The organism is Lachnospira multipara LB2003 (genome assembly GCF_000702205.1).
Classification (GTDB): domain Bacteria; phylum Bacillota; class Clostridia; order Lachnospirales; family Lachnospiraceae; genus Lachnospira; species Lachnospira multipara_A.
Genome location: NZ_JNKW01000001.1, coordinates 365128 through 378918, shown reverse-complemented (window position 1 = coordinate 378918; position 13791 = coordinate 365128). Strand labels below are relative to the sequence as shown.

The 13791-nt window shown below is 32.9% G+C and carries 17 protein-coding genes; 5 read left to right on the top strand and 12 right to left on the bottom strand.

Features of this window, described 5'->3' with window-relative positions; genetic code table 11:
* Positions 1–38: 38 nt before the first annotated feature.
* From minD to T537_RS0101765, 4 genes are all read left to right on the top strand, one after another.
* A complete protein-coding gene (gene minD, locus T537_RS0101780) occupies positions 39–839 on the top strand; it encodes a septum site-determining protein MinD (RefSeq protein ID WP_027437482.1) in 801 nt (266 codons plus the stop codon).
* Positions 840–875: 36 nt separating this feature from the next.
* Positions 876–1154: a cell division topological specificity factor MinE gene (gene minE, locus T537_RS0101775; RefSeq protein ID WP_027437483.1), complete on the top strand. Its 279-nt coding sequence runs from the start codon at positions 876–878 to the stop codon at positions 1152–1154.
* Between the two features lie 27 nt (positions 1155–1181).
* Complete coding sequence (locus tag T537_RS0101770) at positions 1182–2357, top strand: FtsW/RodA/SpoVE family cell cycle protein (protein ID WP_031555920.1); 1176 nt, start codon at positions 1182–1184, stop codon at positions 2355–2357.
* 198 nt (positions 2358–2555) lie between these two features.
* Entirely contained in the window at positions 2556–2951 is a 396-nt protein-coding gene (locus tag T537_RS0101765) for a methylglyoxal synthase (protein WP_027430767.1), read from the top strand.
* A gap of 579 nt (positions 2952–3530) precedes the next feature.
* Here the strand turns inward: T537_RS0101765 and T537_RS0101760 are convergent.
* The 3 genes from T537_RS0101760 to T537_RS0101750 all read right to left on the bottom strand — a co-directional run bounded on the left by T537_RS0101760 (position 3531) and on the right by T537_RS0101750 (position 6567).
* Positions 3531–4589: a tyrosine-type recombinase/integrase gene (locus T537_RS0101760; RefSeq protein ID WP_027437484.1), complete on the bottom strand. Its 1059-nt coding sequence runs from the start codon at positions 4587–4589 to the stop codon at positions 3531–3533.
* A gap of 253 nt (positions 4590–4842) precedes the next feature.
* Complete coding sequence (locus T537_RS0101755; protein ID WP_027437485.1) at positions 4843–5991, bottom strand: DEAD/DEAH box helicase; 1149 nt, start codon at positions 5989–5991, stop codon at positions 4843–4845.
* A 243-nt stretch (positions 5992–6234) separates the two neighbouring features.
* Positions 6235–6567, bottom strand: coding sequence for a LysM peptidoglycan-binding domain-containing protein (locus T537_RS0101750; RefSeq protein WP_051637129.1), 333 nt, complete (start codon positions 6565–6567; stop codon positions 6235–6237).
* A gap of 293 nt (positions 6568–6860) precedes the next feature.
* On the opposite strand from T537_RS0101750, the gene lexA reads away from it, so the two are divergent.
* Positions 6861–7481 carry a transcriptional repressor LexA gene (gene lexA / locus T537_RS0101745; protein ID WP_027437486.1) on the top strand — a complete coding sequence of 207 codons (621 nt, stop codon included), beginning with the start codon at positions 6861–6863 and terminating at the stop codon, positions 7479–7481.
* Positions 7482–7888: 407 nt separating this feature from the next.
* Here lexA and rsfS read toward each other — a convergent pair whose 3' ends face one another.
* The 9 genes from rsfS to T537_RS0101700 form a co-directional block, all read right to left on the bottom strand.
* Complete coding sequence (gene rsfS, locus T537_RS0101740) at positions 7889–8233, bottom strand: ribosome silencing factor (protein WP_027437487.1); 345 nt, start codon at positions 8231–8233, stop codon at positions 7889–7891.
* Between the two features lie 55 nt (positions 8234–8288).
* Positions 8289–8882, bottom strand: coding sequence for a bis(5'-nucleosyl)-tetraphosphatase (symmetrical) YqeK (yqeK, locus tag T537_RS0101735; protein WP_027437488.1), 594 nt, complete (start codon positions 8880–8882; stop codon positions 8289–8291).
* Between the two features lie 17 nt (positions 8883–8899).
* Positions 8900–9502 carry a nicotinate-nucleotide adenylyltransferase gene (gene nadD / locus T537_RS0101730; RefSeq protein WP_027437489.1) on the bottom strand — a complete coding sequence of 201 codons (603 nt, stop codon included), beginning with the start codon at positions 9500–9502 and terminating at the stop codon, positions 8900–8902.
* A complete protein-coding gene (gene yhbY, locus T537_RS0101725) occupies positions 9502–9810 on the bottom strand; it encodes a ribosome assembly RNA-binding protein YhbY (protein WP_031555917.1) in 309 nt (102 codons plus the stop codon). The genes nadD and yhbY overlap by 1 nt, the downstream gene beginning before the upstream one ends.
* 49 nt (positions 9811–9859) lie before the next feature.
* Complete coding sequence (gene obgE / locus T537_RS0101720; protein WP_031555914.1) at positions 9860–11158, bottom strand: GTPase ObgE; 1299 nt, start codon at positions 11156–11158, stop codon at positions 9860–9862.
* Positions 11159–11323: 165 nt separating this feature from the next.
* The gene (rpmA, locus tag T537_RS0101715; RefSeq protein ID WP_027437492.1) at positions 11324–11608 is read right to left on the bottom strand and encodes a 50S ribosomal protein L27; all 285 of its coding nucleotides are present in this window, start codon (positions 11606–11608) and stop codon (positions 11324–11326) included.
* 5 nt (positions 11609–11613) lie between these two features.
* Positions 11614–11940: a ribosomal-processing cysteine protease Prp gene (locus T537_RS0101710; RefSeq protein ID WP_027437493.1), complete on the bottom strand. Its 327-nt coding sequence runs from the start codon at positions 11938–11940 to the stop codon at positions 11614–11616.
* Between the two features lie 14 nt (positions 11941–11954).
* Positions 11955–12263, bottom strand: coding sequence for a 50S ribosomal protein L21 (gene rplU / locus T537_RS0101705; RefSeq protein ID WP_031555912.1), 309 nt, complete (start codon positions 12261–12263; stop codon positions 11955–11957).
* 116 nt (positions 12264–12379) lie between these two features.
* Positions 12380–13771 carry a family 4 glycosyl hydrolase gene (locus T537_RS0101700; protein ID WP_031555910.1) on the bottom strand — a complete coding sequence of 464 codons (1392 nt, stop codon included), beginning with the start codon at positions 13769–13771 and terminating at the stop codon, positions 12380–12382.
* Positions 13772–13791: the final 20 nt, after the last annotated feature.

Below are 13791 nucleotides of genomic sequence, written 5' to 3'. Positions count from 1 at the left end.
TCTATTTTAATAATTTTTTCTTAGGGAGGAAATAAAGAATGAGTGAAGTAATTGTTGTTACATCTGGTAAAGGTGGTGTTGGTAAGACTACAACTACAGCTAATGTTGGTACTGGTCTTGCAAAATTAGGTAAGAAAGTTGTTATGATTGATACTGATACAGGATTAAGAAACCTTGATGTTGTTCTTGGTTTGGAGAATAGAATCGTTTACAATCTTGTAGATGTTGCTGAAGGTACTGTTCCAGTTCGTAAGGCTATGATTAGTGATAAGAGATGTCCTAATCTTTACCTTTTACCTACTGCACAGACAAGAGATAAGGATGCTGTTACTCCAGAACAGATGATTAAGGTTTTAGATGAGATTAAGTCTGATCCTGAAAATTTCGATTATATTATCTTAGATTGTCCTGCCGGTATTGAACAGGGCTTTAAGAATGCCATTGCTGGTGCTGATAGAGCTTTAGTAGTTACAACACCAGAATTATCAGCTATTCGTGATGCTGATAGAATTGTTGGCCTTTTAGATTCTAATGGTCTTAGAGGCAAGGAAGATTTAATTGTTAACAGAATTAGAGTAGATATGGTTAAGAATGGCGATATGATGTCTATTGATGATGTTAATGATATTCTTCATCTTAATTTAATCGGTGCAGTTCCTGATGATGAGAATATAGTTGTTGCAACTAATAAGGGACAGCCACTTGTTGGTGATGATTCACTTTCAGGTCAGGCTTACTTTAATATTTGCAAGAGAATACTTGGTGATTCTGTTCCTTTCCTTGATTTAAGCAGCAAGAATGGCTTCTTTAAGAAGTTAGTTTCTGCATTCAAGAAATAAAATTTTTCAAAATTAAAATTAGTGGGAGGGAATATTATGAGTTTATTAGATTTATTCAAGAAGAAGGGTTCTTCTGAAGTAGCAAAAGATAGATTGCAATTTTTATTAGTTTCTGATAGAACTAATTGTTCTCCTGAAACTATGGAAAAAATTAAAAACGAAATAATTGAAGTTATTTCAAAATATATGGATATTGATACAGATGGATTGGATATTCAGATTACATCAACTCCTCTAGAAGGGGATGCGGGTAATGTTCCAACACTATTTGCTAATATTCCTATTAAAGATATGAGAGGCGGTTCTAGAGAATAGTTTCTTGAAATAATTAGAGGTACGCAAATGTTTTTTAAGAAATATCAACTAAGATCTTATAATTTTAGACTTGTAGCATTACTTGTAATTACAAGTATTTACTCGCTTTTAGTTGTGAATAGTGCTAATTCATCATATACAACAAGACAGGGCATTGGTATGCTTCTGTCTTTTGTTGTTATGATTGTAGTGTCTTTTATAGATTATAATTGGATCATTAAATATTATTGGTTATGGTACATAATTTCTACCATTCTTCTCTTAGCTGTAAAGGTTGTTGGTGTAAGTGCTAAAGGTGCTAAGAGATGGCTTGGTATTGGCTCATTTACAATTCAGCCATCGGAATTTACTAAGCTTATATTGATTCTTGTTTTGGCAAAACTTATTCAAATGTATAAGGAAAAACTTAATACTTATAAATTTGTTGGAGTATTAGCTGCTACTGCAGGTTTCCAGTTATTGCTTGTTCTTAGTCAGCCGGATTTATCTACTACATTACTTACTTTTTTAATTTGTGTTGTGGTAATTTATTGTGCGGGACTAGAATATAGAATTATTGGTAGAATACTTGCGATTGCAATTCCATTAATTATTCTTGTCCTTGCATATATCATTCTTGATGAAAATCAGGTTATTGTTAAGAAATATCAAAGAAACCGTATTATGACATTTATTAACAGTAACTATGATGTAGGTGATGATGAAGAAGATGAAGTAAGTGAAGATGATACTTATCAGCAAAATTATGCCGTTCAGGCCATTGGATCTGGTCAGTTGTCAGGTAAGGGTCTTAATAACGATGATTCGACTTCACTAAAAAATGCAGGTTACATTGCCGAAGCGCAAAATGACTTTATTTTTGCAGTTATTGGTGAAGAACTAGGCTTTATTGGAAGTGTATTTACAATTTTACTTATATTCCTGATTGTTACGGAATGTCTTATTACGGCAGCGAAAGCTCAGAATTTAGCTGGACGACTTATTTGTTGTGGTATTGCAGCCTACATAGGATTCCAAACATTCTTTAATATTGGTGTTGTTACTTGGATTTTGCCTAATACAGGTATTCCTTTGCCATTCTTTAGTGCAGGTATTACTTCACTTATAACTTTATATACATCAATGGGTATCGTATTAAACGTTGGTTTACATACTAAGGTAGAAAGAGATGAAGATTTATTTGCGCCTGATTTTAAGGGTTAATTTTTGTTGCAACTGCGATGCAGTTGCAATGTAGCCTCATGCCGGCGCGAAGCGCACTTGAATGCATGAGGTTCTAAGTACTTGTTGCAACTGCGAAGCAGTTGAAATAATTGTAAAAATTACACAAAAAAGGATGAAATTTCTTTCAAAAATTGGTATAATATCTATGTAGAATTTATAAAAAGATGAGGTAGTAATATGAACATTGGTTTAATAGCACATAATTCCAAAAAAAAGCTTATGCAGAATTTTTGCATAGCATATAAGGGGATTTTAAATAAGAATCAACTATTTGCTACAGGTACAACAGGAAGATTAATAGAGGAGGCTACTAACCTTTCGGTTCATAAGTTTTTGGCAGGACATTTAGGTGGAGATCAACAATTGTGCTCACAGATTGAACATAATCAATTGGATTTAGTTATATTTTTAAGAGAAGTAGAGGGTCCGCTTATGCATGAACCAGATCCTAATAATATTTGTGAATTATGCGATATGTATAATATTCCATTAGCAACAAATTTAGCAACAGCTGAATTATTAATAAAGTCTCTTGAACGTGGCGATATGGAATGGAGACAAATATATCAGTAACTGTTGCAATCACTTGTGATTGCAATGTAGCCTCATGCCGCGCGAAGCGCACTTAAATGCATGAGGTTCTGGTAACTGTTGCAATTGTGGACTTGCAGTATTTAGTAATACTAAATAGATAAGGGAAATAAATACCCATGTACTTATGTACATGGGTATTTTTTAGAACAAGAATTTTAACATTACGGTAAAATTGTCATATAATACTAGAATTTCCGTAATCACTATCTTCTAATCTTTTAATGAATTCTTTGTACTACGGTATAGTTGCCGCATTATTGTGGAATTTCCGTAGTAATAAATTTCTAATTATTTAGATGTTTATTTTTGTTACAGAAAAGAAGGTTATTTTAGGACTTTTTCTGTAAAGTATATTTTCATGTTTGAATTTAGAAGGGAAATTTTACAGAAAAAAATAATGTTTTGTTGTGTTTTACCGTAAGCTTAAATTACTTGTATTATTTCCAAAATCGCTCTTTACGGTAAAACACAGATTAAGATACTATATTCCGTAATTCTAGAAGACTATATGCTTTCCCACACATTTCTCATGTAGGCAAAACATTAAAATAGTAAGGTTTATTTTTGTTCTTTTCTTAGTCTGACAAGATTTCTTGCTGCACGTTTATTTTCATCTACTAGGTCTGCGTAGTGTTTACGAGTAGTATTAACATCTTTATGTCCAAGAACATCTGCAACTAAGTAGATATCGCCACTTTCCTGGTAGAGATTTGTACCATATGTACTTCTTAATTTATGTGGTGTGATGTGTTTAACAGTTGTTACAGTACGTGAGTATTTTTTTACGAGTAATTCAACGGAGCGTACACATAAGCGTTTCTTTACATTAGATAGAAAAAGCGCATTCTCATGTCCTTCTTTAGCTTCAATTTTCTCACGTTCAACTAAATAATCCTGAAGAGCAGATCGAACTTCATCTCCAAAATAAACGAAACTTTCGGCGCCACCTTTTCGATAGATATGGATTCTATCATTGTCAAAATCCACATCGTCAATGTCTAATCCTACACATTCTGAAACACGGATACCAGTACCAAGCATAAGTGTAAGTAGGGCGAGATCTCGTGTTTTTAGTTTTTCATGCTTAGCTAATTGATTAGAAGTTAATTTGTTGCCTGATTCAACGTTATCGAGAAATTCTGCAACTTCATTAGGCTCCATACGTACAATTGGCTTTTCATGAATGACTGGCATATCTACTTTTAAGCTTGGATTTGTTTTGATAAATTCATAGCGGAAGTAGTAGTTGTAGAATCTTCTTAAAGCACATAATTTACGTTTTGCTGATGAAGCAGAATTTTGAACGTCTTTACCATGTCTATTATAGGATTTAATGTATCTTAAATAATTAGTTATGTCCTGACCAGTTATTTTATCTAAATCAGATACAACAAAATCCTTAAGCTTATAGTTGGCAAATCTTTTTGTATCATCGATTAGATATTCAAAAAATCCCTTTATATCTAGAGCATATGCAATTTTTGTACGTGGTTGTTTATTAAATTCTAAACTATCAAAGTATTCAACACAAAAATCTGGTAATTCATCAAGAAGATTATTGAGTTGTTTAGCGTATTTATTATTCATTGTTTCAACATAATTCTTATTAGCAGCCATAAATCCTCCTAAATGCCAGTGTGAGACTAGTTAATCAATTATTTATAACTTCGCTAAAGTCCAGTTTAACGAAGTTATTCTTTAATATTATTATACCATAAGCAAAAATCCTTTACAATACAATATTTGGACAAATGCTTATGGTATTTGTTGCAATCACAAGTGATTGCAACGTAGCCTCATGCTAGCGCGAAGCGCATTTAAATGCATGAGGTTCCAAGTAATTGTTGCAAATGCTTTGTAATTGCAACAATTACTTTGCTACGATCTTTCCCTGATATAATTTTTTAGCTAACATGTTAATCTTAAATGATTTCTGATAGTTCTTTATTTTATTAGTTTCATTTTCTGTTATTATGGAAATGCATGTTCCAGGATTTCCATTACGTCCACATCTACCTGCTCTGTGAATATATTCTTCATTCTCTTCTGGTAGATTTACATTTATTACTGTATCTATATTATCAATTTGAAGGCCTCTAGCTGCAATATCTGTTGCAATAAGGATATCTACTTTACCTGATTTAAAGTCTTCAATTGAATGTTTTTTCTCAATTGAGCTATTTTTACTTGAAAGACATGCTACGTTGTAATTATGATATTGTAATTTTTGATAGCTTTCTTCTAAATCGTATTTAGAATTAATGAAAACTATGCATTTTTTAGGCTTTGCAGCTTTGATTATCTTTCTTAAATTCTCGATTCTTTCACGTCTATCTGAAAAGAAATATAAATGTTTAATTGTTTTAGGTATTAGGCTTTCATTGTTTAAATTAGAATTAATGTCCATATATATTGGATTAAAACAATTATCTTTAGCAAAAGCTTTTGTTTTGTTGTTAATACTTGCGGATGTAAGTATTACTTGAGTCCTTTTCATTAGTGATTTACGTATATTTTCAATTGTATTTATAAATGTCTTATTAAGTAGTTTATCTGATTCATCTAATACTAATGTCTTTACCTCGTGAACTTTAATCTTCTTAGTATGTATTAATTCTTGTAGTCTTGCAGGTGTTGCAATTAATATGCTAGGCTTTGTCTTTTTAAGTGTTTCTATCTGTCTTTTGATATTAGCTTCTCCAACGACAAAATTAGCGTTAAGATTTGGATTCTTTTCTAATAAATCATTAGCAACTGAATTAATCTGTGCAGCTAATTCACCTGTAGGTACTACAACTAAAGCTTGGATATTCTTATTTGAAGGATCTAATCTTGAAATGATCGGTAATAAATAAGCTAAAGTCTTTCCTGTTCCTGTGCTTGAACAAATTATCATATCTTTATTGTTGTAAATATGTTTAAAACTCTGAGCTTGTACTGGAGTCATTTCTGTAATCTTATTAGTATTTAAGTATTCTATTATATCATTGTTGATTTCTTTAATTTCATTAAATTGCATAGTATTTCCTTCTTTATTTTATAATTTAATCTACCCTATAATTTTATCAAAAAAGCCTTAGAAAGTCCATATTATGCGGCTTTAGCTTATGTTATGGAACCTTGCGATTATTAGTGCCTTCGGCTACGCAAGGCTACATTGCAATCACAAGTGTGATTGCAACAATACGAGAACCTCATGCATCCAAGTGCGCTTCGCGCTGGCATGAGGCTACATTGCAATCACAAGTGTGATTGCAACAAGTTATTCATAATAATAAACAATTAGACTGTGGCCATTAAAGATTTTATCTGAGTTTAAGTTGTTTAGTTGCTTTATGTTCTTTATATAGCTGTCTTTTGATTCAGATCCATTATTATATTTAGTTTCTATGTCCCATAGATTGTCATTAGATTCTATCTCTATGCTTGTGTAATATTTAGTGAGGGGCTTATTTAGCTTAGTAGATGCTTTAGCATTGATGCTGAATATAGCAATAGTTATACTTAAGGCTAGTGTTAAACATAATAGTAATATTAATACCCCATTCTTATCAGTATTAGTAGTATTCTTGGTTGCAAATCTTCTTGTATTCATAAAACCCTCCTAAATTAAAAGAATCATAGTAATATGTATAGTTACATCTGTAGGAACACTTGTTCTTAATTTGGATTATAGAACCCGAACAGTCGTTTGTCAATAAATTTCGAACAAAAATTTCGAACATTTTTTCCGAATTTCTGTTTGTAAATATTTGGCTATTGTGATAAAATTGTTTTATATAAAAGAAACCTCGTGTACATTATTGCCTATGTTATGGCTAAACGGGGCTAAATTGCAATTGCTTATTAATTGTAACATTAACGATAATTTGTTTGAGGAGGTTTATTATGGCATACGGTAGAATTACTGCTAAACAGCAAGAAATACTTGAATATATTAAAAGCCAGATTCTTAATAAGGGTTATCCGCCTTCAGTACGTGATATATGTGCAGCTGTCAATTTAAAATCAACATCTTCTGTTCATGCGCATTTAGAGACTTTAGAAAAGAATGGTTATATTAGACGAGATCCATCTAAGTCAAGAACTATAGAGATTATTGATGATAATTTTAATTTAGTTCGTCGTGAAGTTGTTAATGTTCCATTATTGGGACAGGTTGCTGCAGGACAGCCTTTACTAGCAGTTGAGAATATTACTAACTACTTCCCTATTCCACAGGAGTGTCTTCCTAATGAAGAGACATTTATGCTCACTGTTAAAGGTGATAGTATGATTAATATGGGAATTTACGAAGGCGATAAGATCATTGTTAAAAAGCAAAGTACTGCTAATAACGGAGAGGTTGTGGTTGCTTTAGTTGACGATTCTGCAACTGTAAAGAGATTTTATAAAGAGAATGGTCATATTAGACTTCAGCCTGAGAATGATTTTATGGATCCAATTATTGTAGATGATTGTGAAATATTAGGTAAGGTAATTGGTCTTATTAGAATAGGTATTGTGTAATACTATCTACTTAGTAATACTAAGTAGTCTTTTCAATCTGGAACCTTGCGATTATAGTGCCTTCGGCTACGCAAGGCTACATTGCAATCACTTGTGATTGCAACAATTACTGGAACCTCATGCATTTAAATGCGCTTCGCACTGGCATGAGGCTACATTGCAATTGCTTCGCAATTGCAACAATTAACAAAAAAAATCCTCAGTAATAGATTTTACTGGGGATTTTTTTGTGATGTTTTGAATTTGTTACAATTTTTCAATTTAGAACCTTGCGATTATAGAGCCTTCGGCTACGCAAGGCTACATTGCAATTGCTTCGCAATTGCAACAATACTCGAACCTCATGCATTTAAATGCGCTTCGCGCAGGCATGAGGCTATATTGCAATCACTTGTGATTGCAACAAGTTATAATTCGATTTCTTTTCCATCTTTCCATATACGTTCTAGATTATAGAAACTTCTATCTTCTTCTGAGAATACATGAACTATAATATCTTCATAGTCCATTAATACCCATGTTGATGAGCCGTGACCTTCGATTTTTGGATCTACATATCCGGCTTTATGCATTTGTTCTTCTACATTATCAACTAATGCTTGAACCTGATTGATATTTGAGCCGCTTGCAATTACAAAAAAATCTGCAATAGTTGATACTTCGCTAATATCAATAACTCTTACATCTTCACCCTTTTTATCTAAAAGAGCGTCTAAGGCAATTTTAGCCATTTCCTTTGGATTAGAATTCATATTCTACCTCACTTATATTTTGTTTACTTGTAGTTTCTGATGAATAGATATTAAGCTATATATTCTCAAGCCTATTACTTGCATAGTAGGCATATGCTTTACTTGTCATTTCATCTATGTCTTTGTTTGAGCTTTCTAAGTATTCAAGAGTGTCTTTTAAACAGAAATAAACAGCTTCGTTAATGTCTTCAAATGCAAGACCACGAATTATATCAACGTCCCAGGCCTTATTTCTATAAGGTTCGATATAGTCGGCTATGAAAATGATTTTTTCAAGAATGGACATATCTGGTTTACCTGTTGTGTGATATTCAATTGCTGAACATATTTCTTTGTCATCTATGTTATATTTTTCTTTGGCATAAAGCGCACCTAGTTTAGAATGAAGTAAATAAGGGCTTTTGTATTCAATTTCAGAAATACTTAAGTTAGCTCTTTTGCACTCTTCTATTTTAATATCATCTGGGACGCATTTAGCGCAATCATGTAATAAACCAGCAATATAGGCTCTTTCCATACTTGAATTATAACGCATTGCAAGACACGCTGCTGTATTTGCTACACCTATTGAGTGCTTAAAGCGATTGTAGTCGTCTTTAAGTGCTTCTTGTACTTTTTTACATAATTCATCTATATATGCATTATCCATAATTACTCCAATCTAGATTATATATACAAATTATTATCTAAAATATACTGCTCAACATCCTTTCCAACCATATCTTCTATGGATTCATGGTTTTTAAGCCTGTTTCTTATTTCTGTTGAGCTTATAGGAATTGATTCGCATTTTATAAAATCTATTTTTGCATTGTATTTAGAAACTAAGAGGTTCTTCTGACGATTTAGCTCTTCAATTTCATATTCCCCTCTATTTGCACATAGTAAATGGCAATTAGCACAAATATATTGTGGCTTATACCAATCAGTTATGGCAAATAAAGAATCAGCGCCAATAATAAAATAAATCTTATCATAATCATTGCCAATTTGTCTAAGTGTATCAGCAGTATATGTATTACCCTTTCTATCAATTTCAATAGTAGATAATTCCATATAATTATAGTCTTTAATTGCAAGTTCTACCATATTACAACGATGTGTAGCACTTACAATTAAAGATTGATCTTTATAAACTGGTGTACCGCTTGGCATTACTAGAATCTTGTTTAGATCAAATTGCTTATGGGCTGCTTTAATTAATTCTAAATGTCCAAGATGTATGGGATTAAAGGTTCCTCCCATAATTCCTATAACACCGTTTGCCATTATTTTCCCTCTTTTCTTGCCTTTGGAAGCTCGATATTTTTATGATCCTTAGATTCTTTATATAAAACAATCTTTTTTCCAATTACCTGAACAACTTCTGATCTAGTTCTTTCAGCAACAATAGCTGCAATAACCTTAGGATCATCTGCACAGTTTTGTAAAACATGAATTTTAATAAGTTCACGCTTTTCTAATGCTTCTGCAATAGCAGCTGTGTTTTCAGGAGTAAGACTATTTTTACCAAATTGGAAAATTGGGTCAATATTCATAGCAAGACTTTTTAAGTATGCTCTTTGTTTACTTGTCATAATTAATGTAAGCTTAAAAAAGCTTTCCTCCTAATCTATATATTTAAAATTAAGCTCTATAATAATCAAATTGTAGATATTCGCCGACTCTAACAGTAGCGCCTTCTTCAATTCCTAATTCTTCTAGTTTATCAATAGCACCACTAGTCTTCATAAACTTCTGGAAGAAATCAAATCCCTTTTCAGATTCAAGGTTAGTATAACCTAGCATCTTATCAATTCTTGGTCCTTCAATAATGTACATATTCTCTTCTTCGTTGAAGTATACCTCGAAGCTTTCATTAGGATTATCAAACATTTCTTCTTCAGAGATTTCTCTTTCAAAGATTACTGGTTCATCCTTGAAGTTATCAAGTAATTCTCTAACTGCATATAAAAGCTCTTTAACACCTTTACCTGTAACAGCAGACATTGGATAAACCTTAATACCTTCTGGTTCGAATTCATCTTTAAGAGCCTGAATTGGATCAGTTTCTCCATCATCATAAATTACATCGATTTTGTTAGCTGCAATAACTTGTGGACGTTTTAAAAGATCTGGATTATAGTTTTCTAATTCCTTATTTATAGCCTTAATATCAGCTATTGGATCACGTCCTTCAGTTGAAGCGGCATCTACAATATGAATAATAACCTTAGTTCTTTCAATGTGGCGAAGGAATTCATGTCCAAGACCAATACCTTCAGATGCTCCTTCAATAAGACCTGGGATATCAGCAATAACAAAACCTCTACCACCTTCTACATCAACAACACCTAAGTTTGGATTAAGTGTTGTAAAGTGATAATTGGCAATCTTTGGTCTAGCGTTAGTTACTCTTGAAAGGAATGTAGATTTACCTACATTAGGGAAACCAACTAAACCAACGTCTGCAATACACTTAAGTTCAAGTCTAACCCATAATTCCTGGGCATCTTGACCTGGTTGTGCATATTGAGGAGCCTGCATTGTAGATGTGGCATAATTCATATTACCTTTACCACCGCGACCACCTCTAAGAATTGTTTCGCATTGATTGTCACCTGACATATCAGCAATAACCTTGCCAGATGCATCATCATATATAACAGTACCTTCTGGAACTTTGATTACTAAATTCTCGCCATCCTTTCCAGTACAACGTTTTTTTCCACCTTCTTGACCACTTTCAGCCACGTATTTAGCATTGTGTCTGAAATCACCGAGAGTATTTAAACCCTTATCTACTTGAAAAATAATATCTCCACCATGGCCACCATTTCCACCATCAGGGCCGCCGGCTGGCACGTATAATTCACGTCTAAATGAAACGTGTCCATCTCCACCTTTACCTGATTTGATGAAGATTCTAACTCTATCAGAAAACATATATAACCTCCATGTGCATTCAAATAATGCTAACTGGCTTATAGTAAGTAATTAATACTAATTAAATAAAAAGCTCCAAATCCGAAGACTTGGAGCCACAATTTCACGCTTCTCCTTAGGAAAAATTAAACCCAAGGATAATCATCTAATTTGATGAGAATAATATTATTCAGCAACTGGGTAAACAGAAACCTGCTTCTTATCTCTACCCTTTCTTTCGAACTTAACACGTCCATCAACAAGTGCGAATAATGTATCATCGTTACCACGACCTACGTTAACACCTGGATGAATCTTAGTTCCGCGCTGTCTGTAAAGAATATTACCAGCTAAAACAAACTGACCATCAGCTCTCTTAGCACCTAATCTCTTAGATTCTGAATCTCTACCGTTCTTTGTAGAACCAACACCCTTTTTATGAGCGAAGAATTGAAGGTTCAAATTCATCATAGTAATTACACCTCCTTGATATTAATCAATAAATACCCATCATTACCCTGAGCAATAGAATTAATGCCTAGTGCAAATGACTGTAATAAAACTTTCGATTCATTACTTAATGAAGATAACCTAATCTCAATTAGACCAGCGTCTTCATCAGTCTTTAATTCGAATTTATCTTGGGTAAATTCTTCAATAGAATTTACCGTATTAATTGTTAGTACTGAGATAGCAGCACATACAATATCTTGCCCATATTCAGCAAAACCAGCATGTCCATCCACCTTAAAACCAACAATTTCATGAGATTTACTATCTCTGTATAAGTCTACCAAAGTCATGGATAACTCCTTAATTAAGCATTGATCTTCTCAATCTTAACCTTTGTGAATGGCTGTCTATGACCATTCTTCTTGTGATATCCAGTCTTTCTCTTGTACTTGTAAACTACGACCTTAGCTTCTTTACCTTCTTCAATAACTGAAGCTGTAACTGTAGCGCCAGCTACTGTTGGTTCACCAACCTTAGCTTCACCGTCGTTAACGAAAAGAACCTGGTCAAATGTTACAGTATCACCAGCGTTAACTGAAAGCTTCTCAACGTTAATAACGTCACCTTCAGAAACAGTATACTGCTTACCACCTGTTGCGATAATTGCGTACATATGGCACCTCCTAATTAATTACTCGCCAGTTTTGGAGGGAATAAAATCCACTTATATCCTAACTGAGCGGCATACTATATAAGTTTATATCAATTAATTGCGTATGTCAATATATTTTATAGTGAATTTAGATCATCTAGATTATATACTGTTAAATAATCCTTTGTTTTTTCACACATCTCCTTAAATAAAGCCTTGGCATCCTCTAAAGTAAGATTTGAGCATAAAGGCTGATTTACAAAAGAAGCAAAAACAGTTTTTAAATCTCTATTTTTAATGCCTTCATATAATGTTTCAACATTTGTCTGGCATCTATTAACCTGTGCTAGTACTGCTTCTGGTAATGGCTTAGCCATAATTGGTCTAACAGAGTCATGTGTAAATACTGCATTTGTTTCAACAATGCTACCAAGCTTAATTTGTGGCATTTGTCCCTCATTTATAAGATTTACATTACTAATTTTACTAGTAAGTCCTAAAATAGCACGCATTAAATCCACAGCCTCTTCATCAGATTTCTTTAATTCAATAGGCTTTTTTTTGCTGGCTAAATCCTTAGATTCTTGGATTCTTTCATACATCTGATTTACTCTAAAATCAATTGATGTAAGGGCGAATTTCCATTCATTAACCATTTCAGGGTTTTTAAGATACCAGTTATTATTAAAAAATTCTACTAAATGTCTGTCACCGGCTGCACCTAAAACGCCATATCTTTTATAAAGGTCCATTTTTACTCTGTTAGCATAGGCAAATGGATCAGTTTTATACTGCTCATTACTGCCGTGTTCATAATGACCTTCTTTAAAATGCTTGTCAATATAGTCATCTAAATAGTCAAAAATCTCATCATCTTTATATTTTGCACTAGTTATCCATGTAAAGTGATTGATTCCTGAAACCTCAGTATAAATTTCGTTTCTATTAGGTCTATAGCCCTTTTCTTCTTTTAGTACATCACATAAAAAATCCTGTGTGTGGAATACTTCATGGCAGCAACCAAAGGCTTTAATTTCTGGGAATACATCATATAAAGTCTTAGTGCAAATTGTCATTGGATTTGTAAAGTTAATTACCCAAGCTTTAGGACAAATCCTCTTTATAGCCTTAGCAAATTCTTCGTAAAATGGCACAGTCCTTAGTGCTCTCATTACTCCACCCGGTCCAGCAGTATCACCTACTGACTGATAAATGCCGTATTTAATAGGTGTTTCAACATCAACTCTCATTTCATTAAAGCTTCCAGGTAAAATTGAAATCACAACAAAATCAGCATTATTTAAGCATGAATCTAAATCACTATAAACCTTATAATCCCACTTTGTTACTACATTTGGTGCTTTATTAATATTTTCACCTATAGCTTTGTTTCTTTTTGCAGACTCTATATCAATATCATAAAGTCCGATTTCTCCGCATAAATCATTTACAAGGGCTAAATCATACATAAAAACTCTAGCCCATTGCTTTGAACCCCCGCCTATATAGGCAATTTTAATTTTCTTCATTTTTTGCTCCCCCTTAGATT

Coding starts and splice junctions, on each gene's coding strand:
- T537_RS0101710 (WP_027437493.1), bottom strand. CDS start 11,940: ATGACTTTGGTAGACTTATACAGAGATAGTAAATCTCATGAAATTGTT.
- nadD (WP_027437489.1), bottom strand. CDS start 9,502: ATGGCAAACGGTGTTATAGGAATTATGGGAGGAACCTTTAATCCCATA.
- T537_RS0101755 (WP_027437485.1), bottom strand. CDS start 5,991: ATGCAATTTAATGAAATTAAAGAAATCAACAATGATATAATAGAATAC.
- T537_RS0101750 (WP_051637129.1), bottom strand. CDS start 6,567: ATGAATACAAGAAGATTTGCAACCAAGAATACTACTAATACTGATAAG.
- yqeK (WP_027437488.1), bottom strand. CDS start 8,882: ATGGATAATGCATATATAGATGAATTATGTAAAAAAGTACAAGAAGCA.
- minE (WP_027437483.1), top strand. CDS start 876: ATGAGTTTATTAGATTTATTCAAGAAGAAGGGTTCTTCTGAAGTAGCA.
- T537_RS0101700 (WP_031555910.1), bottom strand. CDS start 13,771: ATGAAGAAAATTAAAATTGCCTATATAGGCGGGGGTTCAAAGCAATGG.
- T537_RS0101770 (WP_031555920.1), top strand. CDS start 1,182: ATGTTTTTTAAGAAATATCAACTAAGATCTTATAATTTTAGACTTGTA.
- rpmA (WP_027437492.1), bottom strand. CDS start 11,608: ATGATGAATTTGAACCTTCAATTCTTCGCTCATAAAAAGGGTGTTGGT.
- yhbY (WP_031555917.1), bottom strand. CDS start 9,810: ATGACAAGTAAACAAAGAGCATACTTAAAAAGTCTTGCTATGAATATT.
- T537_RS0101765 (WP_027430767.1), top strand. CDS start 2,556: ATGAACATTGGTTTAATAGCACATAATTCCAAAAAAAAGCTTATGCAG.
- T537_RS0101760 (WP_027437484.1), bottom strand. CDS start 4,589: ATGGCTGCTAATAAGAATTATGTTGAAACAATGAATAATAAATACGCT.
- minD (WP_027437482.1), top strand. CDS start 39: ATGAGTGAAGTAATTGTTGTTACATCTGGTAAAGGTGGTGTTGGTAAG.
- lexA (WP_027437486.1), top strand. CDS start 6,861: ATGGCATACGGTAGAATTACTGCTAAACAGCAAGAAATACTTGAATAT.
- rplU (WP_031555912.1), bottom strand. CDS start 12,263: ATGTACGCAATTATCGCAACAGGTGGTAAGCAGTATACTGTTTCTGAA.
- rsfS (WP_027437487.1), bottom strand. CDS start 8,233: ATGAATTCTAATCCAAAGGAAATGGCTAAAATTGCCTTAGACGCTCTT.
- obgE (WP_031555914.1), bottom strand. CDS start 11,158: ATGTTTTCTGATAGAGTTAGAATCTTCATCAAATCAGGTAAAGGTGGA.